At 28.2% G+C, this 12,069-nt stretch carries 13 protein-coding genes and 1 other annotated feature (1 of these 14 running past the window's edge); all 13 genes read right to left on the reverse strand.

Annotation, left to right across the window (positions count from 1 at the left end; translation table 11 throughout):
• Nucleotide 1, reverse strand: a binding site (T-box leader) (it extends 199 nt beyond the left edge of the window).
• Nucleotides 2-37: 36 nt separating this feature from the next.
• Nucleotides 38-1,513, reverse strand: a complete 1,476-nt coding sequence (hemZ, locus tag JL105_RS05870; RefSeq protein WP_132027068.1) for a coproporphyrinogen dehydrogenase HemZ — start codon at nt 1,511-1,513, stop codon at nt 38-40.
• An 11-nt stretch (nt 1,514-1,524) separates the two neighbouring features.
• Nucleotides 1,525-1,689, reverse strand: a complete 165-nt coding sequence (locus JL105_RS05875) for a hypothetical protein (protein WP_158279994.1) — start codon at nt 1,687-1,689, stop codon at nt 1,525-1,527.
• Between the two features lie 49 nt (nt 1,690-1,738).
• Entirely contained in the window at nt 1,739-2,362 is a 624-nt protein-coding gene (locus tag JL105_RS05880) for an MBL fold metallo-hydrolase (protein ID WP_132027066.1), read from the reverse strand.
• 11 nt (nt 2,363-2,373) lie between these two features.
• Nucleotides 2,374-2,823 (reverse strand): D-aminoacyl-tRNA deacylase, encoded by a 450-nt coding sequence (dtd, locus tag JL105_RS05885; RefSeq protein WP_132027064.1) that lies wholly within the window; start codon nt 2,821-2,823, stop codon nt 2,374-2,376.
• Between the two features lie 19 nt (nt 2,824-2,842).
• The gene (locus JL105_RS05890) at nt 2,843-5,008 is read right to left on the reverse strand and encodes a RelA/SpoT family protein (protein WP_132027062.1); all 2,166 of its coding nucleotides are present in this window, start codon (nt 5,006-5,008) and stop codon (nt 2,843-2,845) included.
• Nucleotides 5,009-5,150: 142 nt separating this feature from the next.
• The gene (gene recJ, locus JL105_RS05895) at nt 5,151-6,920 is read right to left on the reverse strand and encodes a single-stranded-DNA-specific exonuclease RecJ (protein WP_132027060.1); all 1,770 of its coding nucleotides are present in this window, start codon (nt 6,918-6,920) and stop codon (nt 5,151-5,153) included.
• A gap of 24 nt (nt 6,921-6,944) precedes the next feature.
• Entirely contained in the window at nt 6,945-7,328 is a 384-nt protein-coding gene (locus JL105_RS05900; RefSeq protein ID WP_132027058.1) for a LapA family protein, read from the reverse strand.
• 93 nt (nt 7,329-7,421) lie between these two features.
• Entirely contained in the window at nt 7,422-8,294 is an 873-nt protein-coding gene (secF, locus tag JL105_RS05905; RefSeq protein WP_132027056.1) for a protein translocase subunit SecF, read from the reverse strand.
• Nucleotides 8,295-8,306: 12 nt separating this feature from the next.
• Nucleotides 8,307-9,569 (reverse strand): protein translocase subunit SecD, encoded by a 1,263-nt coding sequence (gene secD, locus JL105_RS05910; RefSeq protein ID WP_132027054.1) that lies wholly within the window; start codon nt 9,567-9,569, stop codon nt 8,307-8,309.
• A gap of 39 nt (nt 9,570-9,608) precedes the next feature.
• Nucleotides 9,609-10,961 carry a thioether cross-link-forming SCIFF peptide maturase gene (gene scfB, locus JL105_RS05915; protein ID WP_132027366.1) on the reverse strand — a complete coding sequence of 451 codons (1,353 nt, stop codon included), beginning with the start codon at nt 10,959-10,961 and terminating at the stop codon, nt 9,609-9,611.
• Between the two features lie 77 nt (nt 10,962-11,038).
• Entirely contained in the window at nt 11,039-11,179 is a 141-nt protein-coding gene (gene scfA / locus JL105_RS05920) for a six-cysteine ranthipeptide SCIFF (protein WP_132027052.1), read from the reverse strand.
• A 77-nt stretch (nt 11,180-11,256) separates the two neighbouring features.
• Complete coding sequence (locus tag JL105_RS05925; protein WP_132027050.1) at nt 11,257-11,634, reverse strand: TIGR04086 family membrane protein; 378 nt, start codon at nt 11,632-11,634, stop codon at nt 11,257-11,259.
• 95 nt (nt 11,635-11,729) lie between these two features.
• Nucleotides 11,730-12,062, reverse strand: a complete 333-nt coding sequence (gene yajC, locus JL105_RS05930; protein ID WP_132027048.1) for a preprotein translocase subunit YajC — start codon at nt 12,060-12,062, stop codon at nt 11,730-11,732.
• Nucleotides 12,063-12,069 lie beyond the last annotated feature (7 nt).

Here is a 12,069-nt window from a genome sequence, read left to right on the forward strand (position 1 = left end):
ATGTTTTTAATAATTATAAGATATAATTTATATTATGTCAAGACAATCTGGAGCTCTTTCTACTCACCATTTCTTCAGTTCTATTTAAATATTCCTCTAAACTTTTTACATTTGGAATTCTTTCTATTCTATCCTCTTTTGGATAAAATATTTTAGATACTCCTCCCATACCTGCTGCTATTACTGTTTCTTTTTCTTCCATCATTATCATATTGTATAGACATTCCTTACCTTCTTTAGCATAACCTATATTTTCTAAATTACCTAATATCTGTTTTTGTCTATATAAATAATATGGTTGAAGCTTCATATCCCTTGCATAATTTTTAGTAATTTCCAGCATCTCGTCTATAACCTTTTGACTTTCGATCTTGTATTTATCCATAGTAACCTTAAATTTAGAACCCCTTTTTACTGATAAAGTATGAACTGTTAAATTCTCTGGATCTAATTTTTTGATTTTCTTCATTGTATCTTTTATTTCTTCTGTTTCCTCGGATGGAAGCCCAACTATTAAATCCATGTTTATAACTTCAAATCCAATTTCTCTTGCAATATAGTAAGAATGTATAACATCTTCAACAGTATGATTTCTTCCTATTAATTTTAAAGTAGAATTGTTCATAGTTTGAGGATTTATGCTAATTCTACCTACATTATTTTGTTTGAGCATCTGTAACATTTGCCGAGTTATAGTATCCGGTCTACCTGCTTCTACAGTAATTTCTTTAATATCACTATATTCAAAATATTTATATATAGACTGAATTATTCTTTCTAGGTTATATATAGGAATAGCAGTAGGTGTTCCACCACCAATATATACTGTAGATATCTTTTTCCCTCTCATCATATCGCTAATTCTGTCAATTTCATATATTAGCTTGTCCGTATACTCCTCAATATAACTCCCATATTTTACAACACTACACGTAGGAAAAGAACAATATAAACATCTAGTTGGACAAAAAGGAATACTTACATACAAGCTAAATTTATCTTTATCTAAAGGATATATATATTTTCTTTGTCTTTTACAAATATCTATGATTAACTCTGCTTTATCTTTAAATAGTCTATATTCTTTGTTCAATATATTAAATATTTCCTCTTCATTTCGTCCCTCATCCAATAAAGTATGAACAATTTTAATAGGTCTAATACCAGTTAACACTCCCCAAGGAGCAAAGGTTTCAGATACTTTACTTAGTGTATCATATATACTCTGCTTAATACCAATTTTTACCTTTTTCTTTAAAGTATTTTTTTCTATTTCTATACTTTGAATATCATTTATGGTAGAACTAGATACTAACTTACTATCTATATATACCGTAGTAGTTGAAGTAATTTGATCTAAAGTACTTGATAAAACATTCTTTATAAATATACCTCTTCCAGTATATTCTTCTTCATCATAAATAAACACAATATCTTTCTTAAAAAAGAAAACTTTAACTAATTCTCTCACTTCATATTCAAAATCATGACCTTCTAAATAAATATAAATCATTATTTCTCCCTTCAATAATCTTTATAAAAATTTTCTATTGTTTTTTGTACATATTTTTTTGATATTCCCAATTCCTTAGATATCTCTTCTTTATTGAATCCTAATTCAATTAATTCATATAAATCATGTAAATCGACTGGTTTTTCGTTTTTTCTGTATTTATATTTATTTTTCAAGTTATGCCACCCCCATTAAATAACATGCCCCAAAAGGTGGCATTTAATTCTAATATCTCAAAAATGGATTTGTAAGTTTTTCCATTTTTATTGTTGAAGTTGGTCCATGACCTGGATATATTACAGTATCATCAGGATATATTATTATTTTATTTTTTATTGACTCCATTATATCTTTAAAAGAACCACCTTCAAAATCAGTTCTACCAATGGAACCTGCAAATAAAGTATCCCCTGTAAATATACCATCTTCAATTTTTATAGATATTCCTCCTGGAGTATGCCCTGGAGTATGAATTATTTTAGCTTTCAAATCATCAAAACATATTTCATCTCCATCTTTAAGTATAATATCTGGAGTTAGTTCAATTGTTCCCATAGCCATTATGCTAGATAAATTACTTTTTCCGTTTTTTAATAGATATTTATCATCTTTATGAATTGCCACGGGAGCATTAGTATATTCTTTTACTTCTTTAACTCCAGCAATATGATCACCATGTCCATGGGTAAGTATTATATATTTAATATCAAGTCCTAATTCTTCTATTTTAGCAATAATATCATCTGCATCTCCACCTGGATCTATAACAATTCCTTCTTTATCTTTTTCTGAATATACTATATAACAATTTGCAGCATAAATTCCTGCAGGTATTCTAATAACTTTCAATAGTATCCCTCCTAAAAAATTTTTTTACTATCAATTAATATGGTTACTGGACCATCATTAACAAGCTTCACTTTCATATCTGCTCCAAATACTCCTTTTTCAGTCTTTACACCTTTTTGCTTACATTTATTAATAAACTGATTGTACATTTTCTCTGCTATATCTGGCTTAGCAGAATCAGTAAAACTTGGTCTTCTCCCTTTCCTAACATCTCCATATAATGTAAATTGAGATACAACTAATATTTCTCCTTTTATATCCAAAAGGGATAAATTCATCTTATTATTATTATCTTCAAATATTCTCAATCCTAAAATCTTATCTACCATATAATTTAAATCTTTATTATTATCGTCATTTCCAATACCTAAAAAAACTAATAGACCTTTTTTTATATCACCAACTATTTTCCCATTAACTTCTACATTAGCATTAAGCACCCTTTGAACCACTGCTCGCATTGAAAAAAACCATCCTTTCTTAGCTAATTACCCTATATACATCTATTACACCTTTTAATTTCCTAATTCTTTTCATTAATTCCTTTAATTGTTCAGTATCCTTAATTTCTAAGGTCATATTTATTAATACTAATTTTTCCTTACTAGTTCTTGCATTTAATGATAATAAACTAATATTCGAATCAGTAATTCCCTGAGTAATTTCAGTTAATAATCCCGACCTGTCAGTTGCTTTTATTTGTATCTCAACTGGATATTCTGTCTTTTCATCAGTATCCCATTCCACATCTATAAATCTTTCTTGACCTACTAAATCTGATACATTTGGGCAATCTTTTCTGTGTATAGATAATCCTCTACCTCTAGTAATATACCCTATAATTTCATCTCCAGGAACTGGATTACAACATTTAGCAAATCGTACTTTAATATTGTCTACTCCTCTAACACTAACACCTTGCGTAATCCTTTTCTTTTTTCTAGAATCTGGCGATATTTCATTAAACTTTTTATTTTCAATTTTTTCATCATCTATATTATAATAATCCTTATAAAATTCTTTTAATCTTGGAATTACTTGAGATAAAGTAACACTGCCATAACCTAAAGCTGCATATAAATCTTCAGAAGTATTTAAACTAAGTTTATTAGCTATATTTTTCAACCAATCCTCTTTTAATATTTCTGTTAATTTATATCCTTGCCTTTTTAGCTCTTTCTCTAACATTTCTTTACCTCTATTAATATTTAATTCTCTTTCTTCTCGTTTAAACCATTGACGTATTTTATTCCTCGCTTGACTACTTTTAACAATTTTAAGCCAATCTCTGCTTGGACCAGTACTAGTTGAAGATGTTAATATTTCAACTATATTTCCATTTTTAAGTTTATAATCAAGAGGCACAATTCTACCGTCAACTTTTGCTCCAACACAATTATTTCCTACTGCAGTATGCACTTTATATGCAAAATCTATAGGTGTAGAACCATTTGGCAAGTTTATTACATCTCCCTTAGGAGTAAATACAAATACTTCATCAGTAAAAAGATCTATTTTTAAAGTTTCCATAAATTCAGTAGGATCTTTTAAATCCTTTTGCCATTCCAACAACTGTCGTAACCATGTTAATTTTTCATCAAAATTGTCTGTTTTTACTTTCCCTTCTTTATATTTCCAATGAGCTGCAATTCCATATTCAGCAGTTCTATGCATATCCCAAGTTCTTATCTGAACTTCAAATATCTCCCCTTCAGGACCTATTACAGTGGTATGGAGAGATTGGTACATATTTGGTTTTGGCATAGCTATATAATCCTTAAATCTACCTGGTATAGGTTTCCACATTGTATGAACTATTCCTAATACTCCATAACAATCCTTAATAGTATTAACTATTACGCGTATTGCTGTTAAATCAAATATTTGTTCAAAGGATTTGTTTTGGTAAACCATCTTCTTGTATATACTATAAAAATTTTTAGGTCTACCACTTATATCACTAGAAATATTCATTTTATCAAGTTTTTCACTTAGCTCTTTAATTATCTTTTGGATATAAGCTTCTCGCTCTTTTCTACGTTTCGATACTCTATCTACTAAGTCATAGTATCCCTCTGGATCTAAATACCTCAACGATAAATCCTCTAATTCCCATTTTATCTTTGATATACCTAATCTATGAGCTAAAGGTGCATATATTTCTAAAGTTTCTATAGCTTTTTCCTTTTTCTTTTCTTCACTCATATATTCAAGAGTCCTCATGTTGTGTAATCTGTCCGCCAATTTTATTATAATCACCCTAATATCCTTAGCCATAGCTAATACCATTTTTCTTAAATTTTCTGCCTGATTTTCTTGTTTTGTCTTATACTGCAATTTTTTTAATTTAGTCACACCTTCTACTAAATCTGCTACTTCCTGCCCAAATTCTTGCACTAAAGTATCATAGGTTACATCTGTATCTTCCAGTACATCATGTAAAAGTACTGCAACAATAGTATCAGTATCCATATTTAACTCAGTCAAAATAATAGCAACATTATAAGGATGTATTATAAATTTTTCTCCTGAGTTCCTAAATTGTCCCTCATGGGCTGCTTCTGCAAAATTATAAGCTTTTATAATTTGTTCCATATTTGCATTGGGATTATATTGTTCAATTCTTCGCAATAAATTTTCAATCATTATTATTCACCTGCTTAAGATAAGTTACAATACATATTAATTTAATCTTTAAATAAAAAATAAAATAATCTTTAATCGTTTATAAATATATTATAGCAATAAAATATCTATATTAAAGTATTTTAATTACATATATAAAATATTATCTATAATTTTGAATATTAATTTGAATATTTCTTTTACCCATATATTCATTTATTACAGGGGTATATATTATATCCAACATTATATTATTACTTAATCCCCTATACATCTTATCTAATTCTTCTTGTCCAAATTTTCTGCACATTTGCCTTTCAAATTCTTCTATATCGCCAAAATAGATACCATCTATTATACGGCCTTTTTTAGTCAATAATAATAATTTAAGTACGTTTTGCTCATTACCTAATATAACCCCTCTTTTAATCTTCACATTTTTTTCGGCAAATAAAGGCTTAGGATTACCCTTTCCAAAAGGTTCTAGTTTCTCTAACTCCTCAATCAAAGCAAAATTAATATAATCCAATGGAAGATGCATATCTATATAAACTTTAGGGGTCAAATCATCAACAGTTAGAGACACATCTTTGTTTAATTTATATCTAAATTCATCTATACTAGAAATATCTAATGAAAGTCCTGCAGCCATAGGATGACCTCCAAAAGTTACCAATAATTCCTTATGATTAGATATTTCCTCAAACATATCGTATTCTTCTATGGACCTTCCTGAACCCTTTGCAATACCTTCTTCTTTAGATTGAGTTAAAACTATAGTAGGCTTATAATATTTATCCTTTACCCTACCAGCAATAATTCCTGCCACACTCTCATGAATTTGGGGTTCAAATATAACTAATACACTTTGTTTTTTTAAATCTGTACTTTCTATTTGATTTACTATCCTTTCATAACCTTTTTCCGTCATAATTTTTCTTTTTTTATTTAATTCATGTAATCTATTAGCATATTTCTGGGCTCTATCTTGATCTTCAGTTAAAAACAACTCTACAGCAATATCAGCTTTATCCAATCTTCCAGAAGCATTAATACAAGGTCCTATTATAAAACCTAGAGAATAAGTATTAATATTTTTCCCTTCTAATCCTGTGGCTTTAATTAAAGCTTTTAATCCCAAATTTTGAGTGTTATTTATTCTACTTAAACCTTCTTTAACTATTATTCTATTTTCATCAACCAAATCTACTACATCACAAACTGTACCCATAGCTACAAATTCCAATAATTTATATGACTCCTCAATATTTATATTCATCTTCATATATAAAGCTTGTATTAATTTAAAAGCTACTCCTGCCCCACATAATTCTTTAAAGGGATATTTACAATCCCATCTCTTAGGATTAATGACTGCCTCTGCATCTGGCAAAATATACTTCTTTATTCCATCTTCATCTTCTTTATAAGCTATATCATGATGATCTGTAACTATGACTTTTATGCCTAAATCTTTAGCTAATCTTATAGGTTCAAATGCTGATATTCCATTATCACAGGTAATAATTAAATCTATTCCATCCCTTTTAGCTTCTTTAACTATTCTTTCATTTATTCCATATCCATCCATTATTCTATGGGGAATTACATAATCAACCTTTGCACCACATTTTCTTAGTCCTTTATAGAGAGTTAATATAGCTGAATTACCATCCTGATCATAATCCCCGGAGATTCTTATCTTTTCGCCTTTTTTAATACTTTCTACTATTAAATTTACTCCTTTGTCCATGTCTTTCATCAACCAAGGACTATGTAATTTATCTAAACTTGGATTAATAAAACTATCCATTAATCTATAACTAGTAATATGTCTATTTAATAACAATTTAGATAAAAACTTACTTATACCTAAACTTTTAGAAATTTTATCTAAATTCCCCTTTACATTTCTTATGTACCATTTTTCCAAGATAATATCACTCCTATAACTACTTCAACTTTCAATTTCAATATCATTTTCTTCAATAGAATTATTAAATTCTTCTATTTTTTGCTCTAATTCCTTTATACTTTTCTTTAATTTTGTAATCTCTTCACCTCTATCTTCTAGAAGAGCTTTCATATTATTATTCTCTTCTTTAATAGATTGAATTTTCTTATTTAAATCTCGAATTTCTTTTTTATGTTTAACATTTTTTACTCCATTTAAAATTGCAACGACCACTGCACCTAGTATAGCTGACAAGAAGATAACAATAGCTTGAGATACTTCTACTTTTGTAAATATAAAATCTATAAGTACTTTATCACCATTTTTTAAAGCAAAAACAGCCACAATAGCAGCAAAAATTAATGAAAGTATAAAACTTTTTTCCATGGTATCCTCCTTATGTAAAGTATTAAATACAATATTATAATATTTCTACCCAAATTTAAAGAACTAACTACATAAAACTGCCTTCTGGCAGTTTTATGCTTTCTTAGTTTTAAGTTTTCCTTTATTATTCAACTCATACCATAGAGGACTAGCAATAAACAATGATGAATATGTGCCTGCTATTATACCAAATATAAGAGGTAAAGCAAGAATCTTAACATCTTCTACTCCTACTATATAAAAAACTAATACTGCAACTAGTGTAGTTAAGGATGTATTTATAGTTCTAGTCAAAGATTTACTTATACTTCCATTTATTATTTCTTCTAAAGATTTCTTCGGACTTATTTTTAATTCTTCTCTAATTCTGTCAAAAATAACTATAGTATCATTAATAGAGTAGCCTAATATTGTTAATATAGCAGCTATAAAGGCACTATTAACTGGAATTCTAAAAATTGAATATACTGAAAAAGTAACCAATACATCATGAAGCAATGCAATAATTGCTGCCGCAGCAAACTTAAATTCAAATCTCCAACTAATATAAATTAGCATGGCTACAATTGCAATAGCTGATGATAATAAAGCTTTTTTCTTAATCTCTTCTCCCATAAAAGGTCCAAACTTTTCTGATTGAAATTCCTTTTTCTTTATATCGTACTTTTTTACAAATTCATCTATTATTTGATTAATTTCGTCATTAGTAAAATCTTTTTTACTTCTAATCATTATTTCATCTTTATTTTCTCCAATATGAACTATACTTGCTTCTTTGTCATACTCATCTACTATCTCTTTTGCTTCATCTACAATAATCATCTTACCTATTTTTATTTGAATAGAGGTGCCTCCAGTAAAATCAATACCATAATTTAATCCTCTCACAAACATCGTAACTAGACCAATTATAATGATTCCTAAAGATATAGTATAATATAATTTTCTATTTTTAATAATATTCATTTTTTCACTCCCTTACATACCGTATAATTTAGCATTCTTCGTATTAGTCATATCAACTGTTAACATCAATAAATGTTTTGTTACAAACACTGATGTTATCATAGAAGCAATAATTCCCAATATTAAAGTAATTCCAAAACCTTTAATAGGACCAATTCCAAAATAATACAATACAATTCCTGCTATTAAAGTAGTAATATTGGAATCTAACACAGAAGACAAAGCCCTATTAAATCCATGATCTATAGAAACTCTAATGGTTTTACCGTTTTTCAATTCCTCTTTTATTCTTTCAAATATCAATACATTAGCATCTACCGCCATACCGATTGATAAAATTAATCCTGCAATTCCTGGTAAAGTTAATTTTACTCCTAAAAATTTCATGGCATAAACTAAAATCAATACATATATAGTTAATCCAATATCAGCAACTAGTCCAGGTATTCTATAATAAATAAGCATAAATAAAAATATAATTAAAATTGCAATAGCTCCAGCCTTAACACTTCTATCCAAAGCTTCCAATCCTAAAGTTGGACCTATAATAGAAGTTTGAAGTTCAGACATTTCTACAGGCAATGCACCAGCTCTAATCAAAGTTGCTAATTTATTAGCTTCTTCTACATCAAATTCACCCTCAATTACAGCTTTACCATCTGTAATTACATCTTTTACAACAGGAGCTGATATCACCTGGTCATCTAATACTATATAGATTATCTTTTCTTCAATTGTTTCCTTTTGACTTAACCTTTTAGTAGCTTCTTTAAATTTCTCTGCACCTTCCTTATCAAATTCCAAAGAAACCACAGGCTTTTCTCCTAATTCTGTTTTATGAAAAACTACTTCTGAACCTTTTACATTCTTTCCTGTTAATATCTCTTTACCGTCTGGATCTACAAACTGTAATTGTGCAGTTTTCCCAATTAATTCTATAGCTTCTTGAGGATTTTCAATACCTGCTAATTCAATTCTAATACGTTTCTTCCCTTCTATAGTTATATTAGGTTCTGCTACTCCTAAACTATCTACCCTCTCACTTATAATCATCTTAGATTGTTCCATAGATTTTTGTAATTCTGTACCTTGTAGATCAGTTTTTGCTTCTAATATTACACATACACCACCAGCTAAATCTAATCCTAAATCAATTGAATCTTTCACGCTTGTAATTTTGAATTTTCCTATCTCTATCCCGTTTATAGCAGTATAGGAAAATAAAGCCACTATAGCAATAATCAATATAAAAAGTATTGTTTTTTTCATATTCATTACCTTACCCTCCTAAAACAAATTTAACTACTTTAATTATTATTCTTGTAAATTAGCTAAAATTGAAATAGCACATTCAATTCTTTTTTTCTCCATTTCACAACCAATATCATAAGGTTTCATAAAATCTCCATGATAGTTGTAGGCATTTGCATGACAGCCTCCACTACAGTAAAATCTTGCCCAGCAATTTCTGCATTTTTCTTTATTATAAACATTCGCTTCTTTAAATTCTTCTCTTATTTTAGTATTCAAAATACCCTCATATACATCCCCAATTTTAAACTTTTCATTCCCAACAAATTGATGGCAAGGATATAAATCACCTTCTGGAGTAACAGCCATATATTCAGAACCTGCACCACAGCCTACAGCACGTTTTATAATACAAGGACCTTGATTTAAATCAATCATAAAATGGAAAAATAGAAATTCATCATCTTGCTTTTTAATTTTTAGATATTCTCTAGAAAATTGCTCATATTCCTTTAATACAGTATCTAAATGTTCTTCTCTTATAGCATAATCTTCATCTGGTGAAGTAACCACAGGCTCTATGGATATCTTTTTAAATCCTTTCTGATAAAAATCAATAGCATCTTTTGAAAAATCTAAATTATAACTTGTAAAGGTTCCTCTTATATAATAATCCTTGTCCCCTCTCTTAGCAACCATTTTTTGAAATTTAGGAAGTATAATATCATAACTACCTTTACCTGATACAGTTTTTCTCATATTGTCGTTTATTTCTTTTCTGCCATCTAAACTTAATACCACATTATCCATATATTTATTTATAAATTCCATCTTATCTTCATCTAACAATACTCCATTAGTAGTTATGGTAAAACGAAAATGTTTATTATGGACTTTTTCTAAATCTTTCCCATATATAACTAATTCTTTTACCACATCAAAATTCATTAAAGGTTCTCCTCCAAAAAAATCCACTTCTAAATTTCTCCTGTTTCCTGAATTTTTTACTAAAAAATCTAATGCCTTTTTCCCTACTCCCAAAGACATCAAAGATCTATTTCCTTTAAAATCACCTTGAGAAGCGAAACAATAATTACATCGTAAATTACAATCATGAGCTACATGAAGACATAAAGCTTTTACAATATTATCTTCATTATATTTAATGTATTGTATAGGAACCTCTTCAGAAAACAACAAACCCTGTTCTTCTAATACAGATATTTCTTTATAAGCTTCCCTTATGTCAAATTCAGCATATTTATCTTTTAAAAACTCAACTATTTTCTCTACGGCATAAGTGCCATAATAATCCAATATATCATACACAATATCTTCCACTACATGAACTGCACCACTATTAATATCCAATACAATATTTTTCCCATTTAAAGTATATTTATGAATTCTTTCCATGTTCCTCATAGCTATCCTCCTAAAACTAAAATATAATTAAATTAAAAAGGAGTGGTTTAAACCACTGCCTTTATACTTTATTTGTTTTCACATTTTTGATTTCCTACTGTGCAAGAAGTTTTACACGCAGACTGACAAGATGTCTGACATTCTCCACAGCCACCTTTTTTTAAAGTATCCTTTAAATTATTACCAGATATAGTCCTTATATATTTCATATCACATCCTCCTTACTATGTACCTTTCATGATTATATCATATAAATAATATCATATAAATAATATTATTTAAAGTTCTATTTCAAATTTATTCCTATTATGCCTCCAATAATTCCTATTACTAAAGATAATACTAATTTCCCTATTAAGTATATATCTATTAAAAAAGGTTTTAAAAATAAGTAATTTAACAATATCAACATTAAAAAATAAAGTATACCAAGAATTCCACCATTTATCCAACCGTTTTCACCTATATTAATAGAAACATAAATACTTCCTATAGTTATACTTATTATCATGACTATTGTATTAAGTAAAGAAATATTTGATTCTTTAAAAGGTGTATAAAGTAATATTAAAGATAGTATAAATAACAATAATATAGTGATTCCCATAGAAAAAATTAAACCTTTAAACAAGTATATCATGTGGTTTAAAACTTTTTCTTTCATCTACTCCACCTCCTATCCTATTCTAAATTTATTTTATTTAGGTACAGTTTATTCCAAAATTAATAAAACTTCCTCATTACAAGGAAGTTTTATTTTTATTCTTCTTCTTTTTTATCTTTTTCATTTTCTTCATCTTTTGATTCAGATTTATTTAGTACAGAACCTACTGCCCATTTTGTCAAATCTAATTTGGTTTTATTAGAACCAACTTCTATAGTAACCATATCATCTTTTATTTTAATTATCTTTCCCAAAATACCTCCTATAGTTACTATTTGATCTCCTACTTTTAAGTTATCTCTCATCTCCCTAATTTGTTTCTCTCTTTTCTTTTGAGGTCTTATAACAAGTAGATAGAAAAACACCAATATAGCAATAGGTAGAATAAGACCTCCTAAACTCGCACCACCAGTATTTGCTGCTGCCATAAATATT

Source organism: Keratinibaculum paraultunense, assembly GCF_016767175.1.
Classification (GTDB): Bacteria; Bacillota; Clostridia; order Tissierellales; family Tepidimicrobiaceae; genus Keratinibaculum; species Keratinibaculum paraultunense.

What these genes read in the sequence shown, in the direction of transcription:
- hemZ (WP_132027068.1), bottom strand. Translation starts at nt 1,513, where the DNA reads ATGATTTATATTTATTTAGAAGGTCATGATTTTGAATATGAAGTGAGA.
- dtd (WP_132027064.1), bottom strand. Translation starts at nt 2,823, where the DNA reads ATGCGAGCAGTGGTTCAAAGGGTGCTTAATGCTAATGTAGAAGTTAAT.
- JL105_RS05890 (WP_132027062.1), bottom strand. Translation starts at nt 5,008, where the DNA reads ATGATTGAAAATTTATTGCGAAGAATTGAACAATATAATCCCAATGCA.
- JL105_RS05900 (WP_132027058.1), bottom strand. Translation starts at nt 7,328, where the DNA reads ATGGAAAAAAGTTTTATACTTTCATTAATTTTTGCTGCTATTGTGGCT.
- secF (WP_132027056.1), bottom strand. Translation starts at nt 8,294, where the DNA reads ATGAATATTATTAAAAATAGAAAATTATATTATACTATATCTTTAGGA.
- secD (WP_132027054.1), bottom strand. Translation starts at nt 9,569, where the DNA reads ATGAATATGAAAAAAACAATACTTTTTATATTGATTATTGCTATAGTG.
- scfB (WP_132027366.1), bottom strand. Translation starts at nt 10,961, where the DNA reads ATGGAAAGAATTCATAAATATACTTTAAATGGGAAAAATATTGTATTG.
- scfA (WP_132027052.1), bottom strand. Translation starts at nt 11,179, where the DNA reads ATGAAATATATAAGGACTATATCTGGTAATAATTTAAAGGATACTTTA.
- JL105_RS05925 (WP_132027050.1), bottom strand. Translation starts at nt 11,634, where the DNA reads ATGAAAGAAAAAGTTTTAAACCACATGATATACTTGTTTAAAGGTTTA.
- yajC (WP_132027048.1), bottom strand. Translation starts at nt 12,062, where the DNA reads ATGGCAGCAGCAAATACTGGTGGTGCGAGTTTAGGAGGTCTTATTCTA.